General features: G+C 69.4%; 14 protein-coding genes. 10 read left to right on the top strand and 4 right to left on the bottom strand.

Going from position 1 to position 13,879, the window contains the following annotated elements:
• Positions 1–2: 2 nt before the first annotated feature.
• From AC1RL8_RS30285 to AC1RL8_RS30260, 6 genes are all read left to right on the top strand, one after another.
• Complete coding sequence (locus AC1RL8_RS30285) at positions 3–1,031, top strand: ABC transporter ATP-binding protein (RefSeq protein WP_492686962.1); 1,029 nt, start codon at positions 3–5, stop codon at positions 1,029–1,031.
• A 22-nt stretch (positions 1,032–1,053) separates the two neighbouring features.
• The gene (locus AC1RL8_RS30280) at positions 1,054–2,130 is read left to right on the top strand and encodes an extracellular solute-binding protein (protein WP_062481407.1); all 1,077 of its coding nucleotides are present in this window, start codon (positions 1,054–1,056) and stop codon (positions 2,128–2,130) included.
• 9 nt (positions 2,131–2,139) lie between these two features.
• Positions 2,140–2,961 carry an ABC transporter permease gene (locus tag AC1RL8_RS30275; protein WP_062481405.1) on the top strand — a complete coding sequence of 274 codons (822 nt, stop codon included), beginning with the start codon at positions 2,140–2,142 and terminating at the stop codon, positions 2,959–2,961.
• The gene (locus AC1RL8_RS30270) at positions 2,912–3,460 is read left to right on the top strand and encodes a TIGR00725 family protein (protein ID WP_492686961.1); all 549 of its coding nucleotides are present in this window, start codon (positions 2,912–2,914) and stop codon (positions 3,458–3,460) included. The genes AC1RL8_RS30275 and AC1RL8_RS30270 overlap by 50 nt, the downstream gene beginning before the upstream one ends.
• A gap of 59 nt (positions 3,461–3,519) precedes the next feature.
• Positions 3,520–5,037 (top strand): AMP nucleosidase, encoded by a 1,518-nt coding sequence (locus AC1RL8_RS30265; protein ID WP_492686960.1) that lies wholly within the window; start codon positions 3,520–3,522, stop codon positions 5,035–5,037.
• A gap of 115 nt (positions 5,038–5,152) precedes the next feature.
• The gene (locus tag AC1RL8_RS30260; protein ID WP_167395071.1) at positions 5,153–6,178 is read left to right on the top strand and encodes a Bug family tripartite tricarboxylate transporter substrate binding protein; all 1,026 of its coding nucleotides are present in this window, start codon (positions 5,153–5,155) and stop codon (positions 6,176–6,178) included.
• A gap of 37 nt (positions 6,179–6,215) precedes the next feature.
• Here AC1RL8_RS30260 and AC1RL8_RS30255 read toward each other — a convergent pair whose 3' ends face one another.
• Together AC1RL8_RS30255 and AC1RL8_RS30250 are read right to left on the bottom strand one after the other, a co-directional pair.
• Entirely contained in the window at positions 6,216–7,265 is a 1,050-nt protein-coding gene (locus AC1RL8_RS30255; protein WP_492686959.1) for a hypothetical protein, read from the bottom strand.
• A gap of 80 nt (positions 7,266–7,345) precedes the next feature.
• Positions 7,346–8,041 carry an ArsR/SmtB family transcription factor gene (locus AC1RL8_RS30250; protein ID WP_492686958.1) on the bottom strand — a complete coding sequence of 232 codons (696 nt, stop codon included), beginning with the start codon at positions 8,039–8,041 and terminating at the stop codon, positions 7,346–7,348.
• A gap of 83 nt (positions 8,042–8,124) precedes the next feature.
• Between AC1RL8_RS30250 and AC1RL8_RS30245 the strand changes: the two genes are divergently transcribed.
• On the top strand, positions 8,125–9,288 hold the full coding sequence (locus AC1RL8_RS30245) for a cytochrome P450 (protein ID WP_492686957.1): 1,164 nt from the start codon (positions 8,125–8,127) through the stop codon (positions 9,286–9,288).
• 1 nt (position 9,289) lies between these two features.
• On the opposite strand, the gene AC1RL8_RS30240 is transcribed toward AC1RL8_RS30245, so the two are convergent.
• On the bottom strand, positions 9,290–10,255 hold the full coding sequence (locus AC1RL8_RS30240) for a flavin-nucleotide-binding protein (protein ID WP_492686956.1): 966 nt from the start codon (positions 10,253–10,255) through the stop codon (positions 9,290–9,292).
• Entirely contained in the window at positions 10,252–10,917 is a 666-nt protein-coding gene (locus AC1RL8_RS30235) for a glutathione S-transferase family protein (RefSeq protein WP_390348116.1), read from the bottom strand. The genes AC1RL8_RS30240 and AC1RL8_RS30235 overlap by 4 nt, the downstream gene beginning before the upstream one ends.
• Positions 10,918–11,022: 105 nt before the next feature.
• Here AC1RL8_RS30235 and AC1RL8_RS30230 point away from each other — a divergent pair, with 105 nt between their 5' ends.
• Genes AC1RL8_RS30230 through AC1RL8_RS30220 form a run of 3 tightly spaced genes read left to right on the top strand, consistent with a single transcriptional unit; the run spans position 11,023 to position 13,778 of the window.
• The gene (locus AC1RL8_RS30230; RefSeq protein ID WP_369630497.1) at positions 11,023–11,913 is read left to right on the top strand and encodes a LysR family transcriptional regulator; all 891 of its coding nucleotides are present in this window, start codon (positions 11,023–11,025) and stop codon (positions 11,911–11,913) included.
• A gap of 37 nt (positions 11,914–11,950) precedes the next feature.
• The gene (locus tag AC1RL8_RS30225; RefSeq protein WP_062481101.1) at positions 11,951–12,916 is read left to right on the top strand and encodes an ATP-binding cassette domain-containing protein; all 966 of its coding nucleotides are present in this window, start codon (positions 11,951–11,953) and stop codon (positions 12,914–12,916) included.
• Between the two features lie 10 nt (positions 12,917–12,926).
• Positions 12,927–13,778 carry an ABC transporter permease gene (locus AC1RL8_RS30220; RefSeq protein WP_159274761.1) on the top strand — a complete coding sequence of 284 codons (852 nt, stop codon included), beginning with the start codon at positions 12,927–12,929 and terminating at the stop codon, positions 13,776–13,778.
• The last annotated feature ends 101 nt before the right edge of the window (positions 13,779–13,879 follow it).

Here is a 13,879-nt window from a genome sequence, read left to right as displayed (position 1 = left end):
CCATGAGCCTCCTCCTCGATTCCGTCAGCTACAACTACCCCGGCAGCGCGCACGGCCTGCACGACGTGTCGCTCGACGTGCGCTCGGGCGAGCTCGTCGCGGTGATCGGGCCCAGCGGCTCGGGCAAGTCGACGCTACTCAAGCTGGTGGCGGGGCTGGAGACGGGCCACACGGGCCGCATCGTGCTCGGCGGCGACGACATGTCGCGCACGCCGGTGCACCAGCGCCACATCGGCATGGTGTTCCAGAGCTATGCGCTGTTTCCGCACCTGAGCGTGCTGGACAACGTGGCCTACGGGCTCAAGCTGCGCAAGGTGGACACAGCCCCGCGCCGCCAGCGCGCGCAGGAGCTGCTCGACATCGTGGGGCTGGGCGACCACGCGCAGCGCGCCGTGGCGCAGCTCTCGGGCGGCCAGCAGCAGCGCGTGGCCCTGGCCCGTGCGCTCGCCATCGATCCGCGCGCGCTGCTGCTCGACGAGCCGCTGTCGGCCCTCGACGCCAGCGTGCGCGGCCACCTGCGCGACCAGATCCGGTCGATACAACAGCGCTTCAACGCGACCACGCTGCTGGTCACGCACGACCAGGAAGAAGCGCTGGTGATGGCCGACCGCGTGGCGATGCTGAAAGACGGACGCCTGCTGCAGATCGCCACGCCGCGTGAGATCTACGAGCACCCCGCGAGCCGCGCGGTGGCCGAGTTCGTCGGGCTCTCGACCATCCTGCCCGCCAAGGTGGCCTCGCCGGGCCGGCTCGACATGGGCTTTGCCGAACTCTTCGCCGAGACCGGCAGCCGCCCCTTCGGCACGCCCGTGCACGTGCTGGTGCGGCCCGAACACATCCAGCCCGATCCGGCGCCCGACAGCGTGAACCGCCTGGCCGGCCGCACCGGCGCGCAGCGCTACCTGGGCGCGCTCACGCGCTACGACTTCGATGTGGCGGGCGCGGGCAAGCCCTTCCTCGCCGAGTCGGCCGCGCCGGCGGCCGAAGCGATCGCCATCGCCCCCGAACACCTTCGCCTGCTCGACCACTGACCTTTCCTCTCAAGGAGCCACCATGCAACGCAGACATCTGATCCAGGCCGCCGGCGCACTGCCCGTGCTGTCGCTCGCGCGCACCGCTTTCGCCTTCGACGGCCCCGAGCTCTACGCGGGCGAGAAGGCGCTGTACGCCGAAGCGCAGAAGGAAGGCCTGTGCGTCTCCTTCGACACCGGCCCCGAATGGGCCAACTGGAAGTCGCTGTTCCGCGACTTCAAGAAGCGCTACCCCGAGATCGAACTGACCTACAACGACATCGGCTCGGCCGCCACCGTGGTCGCGCTCGAAAAGACCAAGCGCCGCCCGCAGGCCGACACCGCCTACTACTTCGCCGCCTCGGCCGTCGATGCCGCGAAGAAGGACGTGGTCGCGCCCTTCAAGCCCGTCAACTTCGACAAGCTGCCCGCAGTGTTCCGCGAGGCCGAGGGCCGCTGGTTCACCATCCACACGCTCAACATCGCGTTCCTCGTGAACAAGAAGCTGGTGAAGAACGTGCCCACCGGCTGGGCCGACCTGCTCAAGCCCGAGTTCAAGAGCACGGTGGTCTACCTCGACCCACGCTCCACCGGCATCGGCCAGGTGCTGACCTTCGCCGCGGCCTACGCCAACGGCGGCAGCGTCGACAACGTGCAGCCCGGCACCGACTACCTGGGCAAGCTGCATGCGGCCGGCAACGTGCTGCGCGTGGAAGGCACCACGCCGTACGCCAAGTTCCTCAAGGGCGAGATCCCGGTGTGGATCAGCTACGAGAACGACGGCCTCAAGGCCAAGCACGTCGACGGCATGGGCGACGCGGTCGAGGTCGTGATCCCGAAGGAAGCCAGCGTGGCCGCGCCCTACGCCATCAGCCTCGTGAAGAACGGCCCGAACCCGAACGCCGGCAAGCTGTGGCTGAACTTCATCATGAGCGAGGCCGGCCAGTCGCTGTTCGCGCAGGGCTTCGTGCGGCCTGCCGTGCCGGGCACGCCGCTCTCGGCCGATGTCGCGGCCAAGATGCCGGCCGCGCCGCAGATCAAGCCCCTCGACGTGGTGAAGGCCTCGGAGCGCAAGGCCGAGGTCGACAAGCTCTGGGCGCAGGCCGCGCTGGGCAAGTAAGAGGCCGTGATGCGACGCTTTGGCGCCTGGCCCGCGTGGGCCTTCATGGCGCTGTTCTTCGCGGTGCCGCTGGCGGCGCTGCTGCCCGAGGCCTTCGGCGAGGGCGGCAGTGCCTTCGGGCGGCTGTTCGGCAACCCGCTGTTCCTGGGCGCGCTGCGCAACACGCTGGGCCTGGGCCTGGCGGCGGGTGCGATCTCGGCGCTGGTGGGCACCTGCATCGCCATCGAACTGGCGCGCCAGCCCGAAGGCCGGCGCCAATGGATGATGACGCTGCTGGGCCTGCCGCTGGCGTTCTCGGGGCTGGTGATCGCCTACGGCTTCATCCTCGCGTTCGGGCGCGCGGGCTTCGTGACGCAGCTGCTCGCGGGGCTGGGCGCCGACCCGGCCGTGATCGGCAGCTGGATCTACAGCGTGTCGGGCCTGGGGCTGGCCTATGCCTACTACCTGATCCCGCGCGTGGCGCTGTCGCTGTACCCCGTGTTCGCCAACCTCGACCTGCGCCCGGCGCAGGCGGCGCGCACGCTGGGCGCCTCGAAGGCGCGCGCCTTCCGGGACACGGTGCTGCCCGAGGTGCTGCCCTCGGTGCTGTCGAACGCCTGCATGGTGGCCGCGATTGCCATGGGCACCTACGGCACGGCGCTGGCGCTGGTGGGCACGCAGCTGAACATCCTGCCGCTGATGCTGCTCGCGCAGGTGGGCGACGGCGGGTCCGATTTCGCGGTGGCGGCGGCCCTGTCGCTGGTGCTGATGGTGGTGTGTGTGGTCGTGATGGGAGTGGGCGATGTCTTTACACGAAGGCGCGAGCGCGGTGCTGTCGGCGCCGGTCACTGAGGCGCTGACGCGCCTGGCGCAACGGCAGTGGGGGCCGCAGCGCCACCGCCAGCCGGTGGCGATGCTCGGCCCGGGCGACGGCGGCCCGGCCGAATGCGAGGCCGCCTACGCGGTGGCGCATGCGCTGGCCGGCGCGGGCATGGCGGTGGTCTGCGGCGGGCGCGGCGGCGTGATGGCCGCGGCCTCGCGCGGCGCGGTGGAAGCCGGCGGCATCGCCGTGGGCATCCTGCCCGAGGACGACGACCGCCACGCCAACGAATGGCTCAGCGTGGCCATTCCCACCGGCATGGGCGAGATGCGCAACGGCATCATCGCGCGCAGTGGCGTGTGCCTGGTCGCCATCGGCGGCAACATGGGCACGCTGTCGGAGATGGCAATGGGCCTGAAATGGGGCAAGCCGGTGTTCGTGATGCACGGCGACGTCGCCCTGCCCGGCGCGGTGCAGGCCACGGGCGTGGACGACATGCTGGCCAAGGTGCTGGCCTGCCTGCTGGACTGAGGCCCGCTCACCCTGTTTCCGGCCTCCCCATCGACACGGGCGCATTGCACAATGACGGCATGCCCTACATGCCCACCTTCGTCGCTCCCGCCCGCTTCACCGACGCCGCCGAGGCGCTCGACCAGGTCAAAGCCATCTACCAGGGCGGCCTGGCCCACCTGCGCGAATCGATGCTGCGCTTCGTCGCCGGCGAGGCGCTGCCGGGCCGGGTGCGAGCCTGCTACCCGTTCGTGCGGGTGCACACGCACACCGTGTCGCGCCACACGCCGCCGGCCAACGCCGGCCTGAGCTACGGCTTCGTGGCCGGCCCTGGCCGCTACGAGACCACGCTGACGCGGCCCGACCTGTTCTCGCGCTACTACCTGGACCAGTTCCGCCTGCTGCTGGAAAACCACCAGGTCGAGATCGAGGTGGGCACCAGCACGCAGCCCATTCCGATCCACTTCTCCTTCGCCGAGAACGACCACATCGAAGGCACGATGAGCGCCGAGCGCCGCGCCCTCATGCGCGACGTGTTCGACCTGCCCGACCTGGGCGCCATGGACGACGGCATTGCCAACGGCACCTTCGAGGCGCTGCCCGGCGAGCCGCAGCCGCTGTCGCTGTTCACGGCGGCGCGCGTCGACTACTCGCTGCACCGCCTGCGCCACTACACGGGCACGGCGCCCGAGTGGTTCCAGAACTTCGTGCTGTTCACCAACTACCAGTTCTACATCGACGAGTTCGTGCGCCTGGGCCACGAGGCCATGGCCGACGAGAACAGCGAGTACATCGCCTTCATCGAGCCCGGCAACGTGATCACGCGCCGGCGCGGGCTGGCCGCGGGCCGCAGCGACACCTTCGCCCACCTGCTGGACGGCAGCCAGGGCACCGCGCCGCCGCGCCTGCCGCAGATGCCGGCCTACCACCTGGTGCGCGAGGACTACAGCGGCATCACCATGACCAACATCGGCGTCGGCCCGGCCAACGCCAAGACCATCACCGACCACATCGCCGTGCTGCGCCCGCACGCCTGGATGATGCTGGGCCACTGCGCCGGCCTGCGCAACACGCAGCAGCTGGGCGACTACGTGCTGGCCCACGCCTACGTGCGCGAGGACCACGTGCTCGACGAGGAGCTGCCGCTGTGGGTGCCGATCCCGGCGCTGTCGGAGATCCAGCTGGCGCTCGAGCAGGCGGTGGCCGACGTCACGAAGTGCGAGGGTCCCGACCTGAAGACGATCATGCGCACCGGCACCGTGGCCAGCACCGACAACCGCAACTGGGAGTTGCTGCCCGGCAACCAGCCGCAGCGCCGCTTCAGCCAGAGCCGCGCCGTGGCGCTGGACATGGAAAGCGCGACCATCGCGGCCAACGGCTTCCGCTTCCGGGTGCCCTACGGCACGCTGCTGTGCGTGAGCGACAAGCCGCTGCACGGCGAGATCAAGCTGCCCGGCATGGCCAACCACTTCTACCGCGAGCGCGTGGAACAGCACCTGCGCATCGGCATGCGCGCCATCGAGATCCTGCGCCAGGAAGGCACGACCCGGCTGCACAGCCGCAAGCTGCGAAGCTTCGCGGAAGTGGCTTTCCAGTAGGCTCCGACGCCTTTTCCCCCTCCGCGCCCCTCAGGGTTTCTCCCTGTGCGGGGGAGGGCGTGTTTGCCTTGTTTCGCGGACATCATTGGCTGTCACGTACACAACTGGAAACACGATGCGCCCGTCTTCGCCGCCTGCTGCCGCCGCCCTTCCCCTGTCCCGCCGCCGCTTCGGCACCTGGCTGGCAGCCTCGGCCGCTGCCGCCGGTGCGGGCCAGGCCGCGCTGTGGGCCGGCAACGCCCGCGCCGCCGACGCACCGCTGAGCAGCAAGCTGCGCATCGTCATTCCCGCCAACGAAGGCGGCGGCTGGGACCAGACCGGCCGCGCCCTCGGCGCTGCCCTGCTGGCCTCGGGCGCCGTGGGCACCGTCACCTACGAGAACATCGGCGGCAAGGGCGGCACCATCGGGCTGGCCAAGTACGTCGAGAAGTACGACGCCGACCCCGAGGCGCTGCTGGTCAGCGGCATGGTGATGGTCGGCGCGGTGGCGCTGCAAAAGCCCGCCGTCACGCTGGCGCATGTGTCGCCCGTGGCCCGGCTGACCAGCGACTACGAGGTGGTCGCCGTCAAGGCCGACTCGCCCATCAAGACCCCCAAGGACCTCGTCGCCCAGCTGCGCGCCGATGCCGCCAACACCGTCATCGCGGGCGGCTCGGCCGGCGGCGTGGACCACATGTTCGCCGGCATGCTGGCACGCGTGGCCGGCGCCTCGGCGTCGCTGAACTACCAGCCGCACCCGGGCGGCGCGCAGGTGGTCGAAGCCCTCGAGACGGGCAAGGCGGCGGTCGGCATCTCGGGCTACAGCGAGTTCGCCGAGAACATCGCCAACGGCAAGCTGCGCGCCATCGGCGTGTCGTCCAAGCACCCGTTCCAGGGGATCGCCTCGGTGCGCCAGCAGGGCGTGGACGCCGACCTGGCCAACTGGCGCGGCGTGATGACGGGCAAGAAGGTGCCGCCCTATCGCCGCGGCCAGCTGCTCGAGGCGGTGCAACGCGCCACCACGCACGACCTCTGGCAGAAGACCATCAAGCGCAACAACTGGGACCCGTACTGGATGGCGGGGAAGGACTTCGAGAGCTTTCTCGAACTCGACACTGCCATGGCCGGCCCGCTGATCTATCTGCTCAAGCTGAAGGCCTGAGCGGGGTCTTGGCACGGCGCCTGGGCGCCGTCCGCGGTCATCGGCAAAGCCACGTGCGCGTGCACTGGGTGGCAATCCGGAAGACGCGCTTTGCCGGCGTGCTGCCGCTCGCCGCAACGAAGGCGTACTGGGCTCCTCCCTTGGCGCCCTCGGTGTTGAGCTGTGCCAACCAATCCACATCGCTGCTCATCACCGCATCGACCACGTAGTAGTAATAGGTGGTCGAATCGTTGCTCACCTTGACGTAGTAGGTGCCACGCGAGGCCACGGAGGTGAACGGTACGAAGCCTCTGTCACCCATCGCGTTGAGCGTTTCGAGGCTGTCGCTCATTACGTCCCGCGGGAAAGCCTTGAACTCGTACGCACAGCGATCACTGGCGCCCTGCTGCCGAATCAGTGCCATCTTCGGCGCATCCCATTCGCCCGACTGCCGGCAATAGCCTTGCGCGCCCATCGCATTGAGCCGTGCCAGGACATCGTCGCTCGCGCCGAACCAGTCGGCATCGATCGGCATGCTCTCGTACGTTGCCGCAGTGGCCGGTCTTCCATAGAGGTATTGCACGCCCGCCCCGCCCTGACCGGGGAAGAACATCATCGGCAGGAAGCTCGCGGCGGCCTCACCATTCGGAGGCGCGGCCTTGTCGAAGGTCCACACATAGGACGACTCCAGCGACGACTTGGCGAAGATGCCATTGCCCGTCTGGGAGTTGAGAAAGCCGGCATAGTAGTAGCCCACGAACTCAGGACTGTTCAGCAGGCCGAGCACCGTTGCGGGCACGGTGCCGCCGAAGGGATTGCGCTCTTCTGCAATCTTGGCGAGCTTGTAGGTGTAGGTGACGACGGGGCCAGGCCGGGGCCCTGTCCCGCCCGGCTGCGGTTCAACCGGTCCGGGCCCTGAACCGGTTCCGGGTTCCGGATCGGTCGTTGTGTTTGGTGTGGTTTGTGTGCTCGTTGGCGGTGTCTGCGATGTACCTGTCACGGGTGGAACGAAGCCGGCAAAACCGCCGCCGCCTCCACCCCCACCACCGCCTCCCCCGCACGCGCCCAGAACGATGCAGCTCACGGCTGCCCATGTTTTCACAGTCACGGTCTCTCTCCCTTGGAAACCGAAGATCGTAGCCAGTTCGCAGCCTCCCGTTCACTCGGGTTCGCCCGCAGGACAGAGGCTCAGGCGAACAGTTCCGGCATCTCGCGCTGCGCCTTCGGCGTGAGCGTGAGCGCGCGCCCGTCGAGCTCCTGCCGCACCCAGCCGCGCCGCAGCGACAGCTGCAGCCACGCGGCGCCGAGTGCGCCGCCCAGGTGCGGGCGGCGTTCGCTCCAGTCGAGGCAGGCGCAGGCGAAGCGGCGGCGCGAGCGGCGCACGGCGTCGACCTCGACGCCCAGGCTCTCCAGCGCGATGGCGCCGTCGGGCGTGAGTTCGTACGAGCCGCTCGCCAGGCCGCTGAGCCAGCCCTGCGCATGCAGCCGGTCGTGCAGCACGACGCCCGCGGTGCCGGCCATGTGGTCGTAGCAGGTGCGGGCGCTGCGCAGGCGGCTCGGCGTGTTGGGCTGAAAGGCGGCAGTTGTGGGGCGCGGCGCGCCGGCCACCACCATGAGGCTTTCGAGCGCGGCGGCCACGTCGTCGCTGGCCAGGCGGAAGTAGCGGTGCTTGCCTTGCACGAGCACCTCGACCAGCCGCTCCTCCTTCAGGCGCGCGAGGTGCGCGCTCGCGGTCGAAGCGGCCACCTCGGCCACCGTGGCCAGCTCGGTGGCAGTGCGGGCGTGGCCGTCCATCAGGCAGTTCAGCATGCGGGCACGCGCCGGCTCGGCGATGGCGCCGGCGAGGCGGGCGAGCTGGAAGTCGGAAGCGGTGGTGTCGTCCATGCGGGCATCCTAAGGCGGCGGCGCATCCCATACTTCGTTCGCGGCCGAAGTGTGTCGGCGGCCGCGAACGCACACTGCGCGCCATGACTACCGCCACGCTCACTCATCCCGCCGACCCGGTCGCCGCTGCCACGCATGCCGACCCGTACCCGTACTACGCCGCGCTGCGCGACGGCCCGCCGCTCGCGTGGCACGAGGGCTTGCGCGTGTGGGTCGCGAGCCGTGCCGATGTCGTCATGCAGGTGCTGCAGGCGCACGGCCCGCTGCGCGTGCGCCCCGCCGCCGAGCCCGTGCCGCGCGCGATCGTGGGCAGCCCGGCGGGCGAGGTGTTCGGCCACCTCGTGCGCATGAACGACGGCCCCGCGCACCAGGCGCACCGCCCGGCCTTGCAGCGCGCGCTGGCCGGGCTCGACCTGCAGGCGGCGCACGCCGCCGCGCTCGACGTGGCGCGGCAGCAGCCCGCGCAGGCGCCGCTGTCCGAGGCGTTGTTTTCGCTGCCCGTGCGCGCGATGGCGCACCTGCTTGGTTTCGACGGTGCGACCTTGCCGCAGGTGGACCGCTGGATGCGCGACTTCGTCGCCTGCCTCTCGCCGCTGTCGAACGCCGACCAGCTGCAGGCGGCGAGCGTGGCGGCCGGTGCGCTGATGAACCGCTTCGAAGCCCTGAGCGCGAACGCCTCGCCGCGCGACGGCACGCTGCTGTCGGCGGTGCTGACCGAAAGCGCGGCGAGCGCGCCGCTCTCGCGCGCGCTGCTGGCGAACCTCGTGGGCCTGCTCTCGCAGACCTGCGACGCCACGGCCGGCCTGCTGGGCAACAGCCTCGTTGCGCTGTTGCGCGAGCCCGCGCTGCGCCCGCTGGCACGCACGCGCGACGGGCTGCTCGCCATCGTGGAAGAGACGTCGCGCCACGATCCGTCGGTACAGAACACGCGCCGCTTCGCGATCGAGCCCGTCGAGATCGCCGGCACCTCGCTGGCGGCGGGCGATGCGGTGCTGGTGCTGCTGGCCTCGGCGCATCGCGACCCGGCGTTCAATCCCGAGCCCGACCGCTTCATGCCCGTGCGCGCGCAGCGCCGCGTGCTTGGCTTCGGCCATGGCATGCATGCGTGTCCGGGACAGGCGCTGGCCTGCACGCTGGCTGCTGCTGGCCTCGAAGCGCTGCTGCGCCAACACAGCGCCTCCGATCTCGACACGCTCGGCTGGCACTACCGCCCATCGGTCAACGGGCGCATTCCCGTCTTCGACTGAGTCAGTGCGCGGCCCAGCGCCCCGTGCCCGCCAGGTGCGGCGACAACGCGGCCTCGCCCCAGCGCAGCGGCAGCGCGGCCGGACGGCGCAGCGCGCGCGTGACGTGAAAGCGCATCAGCCGCTCCGCGCCCTCGAACGCCGCCACCTCGGGCCCCTCCGTGACGATCTCCGCCGTGGCGCTCAGGTGCAGCAGCTCGCCGGTGTCGAAATCGACGAACAGCAGGCCCGCGTGCGGATGCGCCTGCAGGTTGCCGAGCGTGTTGAAGAAGCGGTTGCCGTTGAAGTCGGGCACCGTGAGCACGCCGCCCGCATCGACGCGCACGAAGCCCGGCCGCCCGCCGCGGTGCGACACGTCGACGCCGTGCGAGCGCGCATCGGCCGCGTCGCCCACCGCCACCGCGTCGGGGTACGCCGTGGCGATGAACAGCGTGTCGGCCGCGCCGATGAGCCGTTCGGCCGCGAGGTCGAGCGTGTCGAGCCACTGCACGGCGGGCTCGTTGGCCGGCGGTTCGGCGAACACCGGCTCGCGCGCCTGGATGTAGCGCGGGCAGTTGCCGAAGCTCTGCTGCACCTCGACCATGAAGCCCGCCGCGTCGAGCGCCTCGACCGTGCCGTTCATGCGGTTGCGCCGCCGCGTGTGCGGCTGGATGCCCAGAAGCCCCAGCGTCGCACCGGGCGCGAGCTGGCCCATAAGCGGATCGCCGGCGCCCGGCAGTGCATCGATGCGCAGGTGCGTCGCGTCGGGCGAGTGCGCGAAGCCGGCGGGCGCGGCGAGCATGCTGGCCCACGGCTGCAGGTCGGCATCGAGGCTGCCGACCACGAGGAACGGCAGCAGTGCGAAGAACTCGCGGTGCTGGTCGGGCATGTAGTCGCGGATCACCCGCGGGCCCACCGCCTCCATCTGCTCGCGCGAGCCCACGAGCGATTGCAGCGCGCGCTCGCCGGCGTGGAAGGGCGCGGCGATCATGACGCCACCGCCAGGCCCACCGGCGAACGCACCATCGGCACGAACCCGGGCAAGGCTTCCACGCGCGCCAGCCAGGCGCGCAGCTGCGGGTAGGCGTCGAGCGACACGCTGCCCTCGGGCGCATGCGCCACGTAGGCGTAGTTCGCGATGTCGGCCAGCGTGGCCGACGGGCCCGCGAGGAAGGGCTGCTCGGACAGGCAGGTCTCCATCACCGCGAGCAGCGCGTGCGAGCGCTTGACGGTCTCGGTGCGGTCGGCGTCCACGCCGAACAGCACCATGATGCGCGCCGCCGCGGGGCCGTAGGCCAGCGGGCCGGCCGCCACCGAGAACCAGCGCTGCACGCGCGCCGCGCCCACCGGGTCGCGCGGCATCCAGCGCGCCGGGTCGGGGGCGTAGCGTTCGTTGAGGTACACGAGGATGGCGTTGGAGTCGGCCAGCGTGACCTCGCCGTCCTCGATCACCGGCACTTGGCCGAAGGGGTTGCGCGCCAGGAACTCCGGGGTGCGGTGCTCGCGCTGGCGCAGGTTGAGTTCGACGATCTCGAAAGGCAGACCCAGCACCGAGAGGAAGAAGCGCACGCGGTGCACGTGGCCCGAGATGGCGCTGCCGAAGAGCTGGATGGGCTGGGCGGGCTGGCGGGCGGTGGTGGTGTTCTCGGTCATGAAAAGTCCTTCGGGTGGGTATGGCCTCGATTCTTCTCTCTTCCACCAAATGAATGAATAGCCTTTGCCGGATTTGACTGCTGCGTTTTCCGGTTTAATCGCGCCATGGATCGTTTCAAGGCCATGCAGACCTTCGTGCAGATTGCCGACCAGGGCAGCCTGACCCGCGCCGCCGAGGCGCTCGGCAGTTCGCTGCCCGCCGTGGTGCGCGCGCTCGCCGCGCTCGAGGCGCACCTGGGCGTGCGCCTGTTCCATCGCACGACGCGGCGCCTCTCGCTCACCGAGGAAGGCCGCCACTACCTGCCGAGCGCGCGCGAGGTGCTGCTCGCGGCCGACGCCGCCGACCAGGCGCTGAAGGCCGAGGCGCGCGAGCCCGCCGGGCAGCTGGTCATCACCGCGCCGGTGTTGTTCGGCCACATGTACGTGGCGCCGGCCATCGTGCGCTTCATGCAGCGCCACGAGAAGGTGCGCTGCAGCGTGCGGCTGCACGACCGCACGGTGAATTTGCTCGAAGAAGGCATCGATGTCGGCATCCGCATCAGCCCGCTCGAAGACTCGTCGCTGGTGGCGCAGACGCTGGGCACCATCCGCCGCGTGGTGGCGGCCAGCCCCGCCTTCCTGGCGCAGCACGGCGTGCCGCGCCATCCGCGCGACCTGGCGGGTGCGCCCTGCGTGCGCGGGCGCATCGATGCACCGCCGCAATGGGCGTTCCGCGACGGCGGCAAGACCGTGCACGTCACGCCTGACAACCGCCTGGAGTTCAACCACCTCGCGCCCGCCATCGAGGCCTGCGCCGCGGGCATGGGCTTCGGCACTTTCTTCTCCTACCAGGTGCTGCCGCACGTGGCGCAGGGCCGGCTGCAGCTGGTGCTCGAAGACTACGAGCCCGCGCCCCGGCCCGTGAGCGTGATCTACCCGAACGCGCGGCTGTTGCCGGCGCGCACGCGGGCCTTCATCGACTGGATGAAAACCGAGTTCAGCGGCTTGCGCATGTAGCCGTGCGCCAATCGGCCGGCTGCGTCAGAATGGCCGCGTGCCATCCCACACCACCCCCTCCTCGCCTTCTTCTTCGTCCTCTTCCCCGTTGTTCCAGGTCCGTGGGCTGCGCAAGCGCTACGGCGAGACCACGGTCGTCGACGACCTCTCGTTCGAGATCGCGCCCGGCGAGTGCCTGGGCGTGATCGGGCCGAACGGCGCGGGCAAGACCACCACCATCCGCATGTGCCTGGGCCTCACCGCGCCCGACGGCGGCAGCATCGAGGCGCTGGGCCTGCAGATGCCGCGCGACGCGCTGGCCATCAAGGCGCAGCTGGGCGTGGTGTCGCAGTTCGACACCCTCGACCCCGACTTCAGCTGCGCCGAGAACCTCGTGGTGTACGGCCGCTACTTCGGTTTCAGCAAGGCGCATGTGCGCGCACGCGTGCCGCAGCTGCTGGAGTTCGCCGCGCTCTCGCACAAGGCCGACGCCAAGCCCGGCGAGCTGTCGGGCGGCATGCGCCGGCGCCTGTCGCTGGCGCGTGCGCTGGTGAACGACCCCAAGCTGTTGCTGCTCGACGAGCCCACCACCGGGCTTGATCCGCAGGCGCGGCACCTGATGTGGGAGCGGTTGCAGGTGCTGTTGCAGCAGGGCAAGTCGATCCTGTTGACCACGCACTTCATGGACGAGGCCGAGCGCCTGTGTTCGCGCCTGCTGGTGCTCGACCATGGCCGCAAGATCGCCGAAGGCCGGCCGCGTGACCTGATTGCCGAGCATCTGGAGCCTGATGTGGTCGAGGTGTATGGCAATGGGGCGCTGTCGCTGGCCGGGTCGGCCGAGTTGCAGGCGCTGGCTGCGCGCGTGGAGGTGAGCGGGGAGACGGTGTTCTTCTATACGCAGGATGCGCGGCGTCTGCTCGACGCGCTGACGCAGCACGGCGGGCTGCGCACCTTTCATCGGCCGGCCAACCTGGAAGATCTTTTCCTCAAGCTCACCGGTCGGCAGATTCGCCAGGATGGGTAGGCCTTTTTCTATGAACACAACCACTACCGCTTCTTCTGCCGTTTCTCCCGAGACGCCTGTGCCGCCTTCACCCTCCGTGTGGCGCGCGCCCGAGCTGTCGATGCGATGGTGGCCGGTGTTTTTGCGCAACCTGCTGGTGTGGCGCAAGCTTGCCTTGCCGAGCCTGATCGGGAACATCGCGGAGCCGCTGATCTGGCTCGTGGCGTTTGGCTACGGGATGGGCGCTTTGGTGGGACAGGTGACGGTGGATGGCACGCAGGTGCCGTACATCCTGTTCCTGGCGAGTGGGTCGATCTGCATGAGCGCGATGAATGCGGCGAGCTTCGAGGCGCTGTATTCGGCGTTTTCTCGGATGCATGTGCAGAAGACTTGGGACGGGATCATGAATGCGCCGGTGGGGCTGGATGACATCGTGCTCGCGGAGATGTTGTGGGCGGCGTTCAAGTCGATCTTTACTGTGACTGCGATCTTGTTTGTGATGCTTGGGCTTGGGATCAGTCACAGCCCTAAGTTGATCGTGGCGTGGATGGTGTTGATCGGGTGTGGGATCACGTTTTCTTCGGTGGCGTTGATCTTCAATGCGTTGGCTAAGGGGTATGACTTTTTTACCTATTACTTCACGCTGTTCATGACGCCGATGATGTTCTTGAGTGGGGTGTTTTTTCCGCTGGAGCAGTTGCCTTCTGTTGTGCGTTCTGTGGCTGCCTGGTTGCCTTTGACCAATGCTGTGGCTTTGGTGCGACCGTTGTTTATGGATCGGTGGCCTGAGGGGTGGTGGGTGCATGCGGGTGTGTTGGCTTTGTATGCGGTCGTTGCTTTTTGGATTGCGTTGGCTTTGACTCGGAAGCGGTTTCGGGGGTGATTCCTGGGGCGTGGGTCTTGTTTTTTCCCGGGGCCGGGTCTCGGCCCGGCGGCCGACCTACTTTTCTTTGCTTCGCCAAAGAAACGTAGGCAAAAGAAAGG

This window comes from Variovorax sp. GW822-FHT04E09 (assembly GCF_058800845.1).
Note: the sequence above shows the minus strand (reverse complement) of the source record. Positions and strands in the feature narration are given on the sequence as shown.

What these genes read in the sequence shown, in the direction of transcription:
- AC1RL8_RS30285 (WP_492686962.1), top strand. Translation starts at nt 3, where the DNA reads ATGAGCCTCCTCCTCGATTCCGTCAGCTACAACTACCCCGGCAGCGCG.
- AC1RL8_RS30280 (WP_062481407.1), top strand. Translation starts at nt 1,054, where the DNA reads ATGCAACGCAGACATCTGATCCAGGCCGCCGGCGCACTGCCCGTGCTG.
- AC1RL8_RS30275 (WP_062481405.1), top strand. Translation starts at nt 2,140, where the DNA reads ATGCGACGCTTTGGCGCCTGGCCCGCGTGGGCCTTCATGGCGCTGTTC.
- AC1RL8_RS30270 (WP_492686961.1), top strand. Translation starts at nt 2,912, where the DNA reads ATGTCTTTACACGAAGGCGCGAGCGCGGTGCTGTCGGCGCCGGTCACT.
- AC1RL8_RS30265 (WP_492686960.1), top strand. Translation starts at nt 3,520, where the DNA reads ATGCCCTACATGCCCACCTTCGTCGCTCCCGCCCGCTTCACCGACGCC.
- AC1RL8_RS30260 (WP_167395071.1), top strand. Translation starts at nt 5,153, where the DNA reads ATGCGCCCGTCTTCGCCGCCTGCTGCCGCCGCCCTTCCCCTGTCCCGC.
- AC1RL8_RS30250 (WP_492686958.1), bottom strand. Translation starts at nt 8,041, where the DNA reads ATGGACGACACCACCGCTTCCGACTTCCAGCTCGCCCGCCTCGCCGGC.
- AC1RL8_RS30245 (WP_492686957.1), top strand. Translation starts at nt 8,125, where the DNA reads ATGACTACCGCCACGCTCACTCATCCCGCCGACCCGGTCGCCGCTGCC.
- AC1RL8_RS30240 (WP_492686956.1), bottom strand. Translation starts at nt 10,255, where the DNA reads ATGATCGCCGCGCCCTTCCACGCCGGCGAGCGCGCGCTGCAATCGCTC.
- AC1RL8_RS30235 (WP_390348116.1), bottom strand. Translation starts at nt 10,917, where the DNA reads ATGACCGAGAACACCACCACCGCCCGCCAGCCCGCCCAGCCCATCCAG.
- AC1RL8_RS30230 (WP_369630497.1), top strand. Translation starts at nt 11,023, where the DNA reads ATGGATCGTTTCAAGGCCATGCAGACCTTCGTGCAGATTGCCGACCAG.
- AC1RL8_RS30220 (WP_159274761.1), top strand. Translation starts at nt 12,927, where the DNA reads ATGAACACAACCACTACCGCTTCTTCTGCCGTTTCTCCCGAGACGCCT.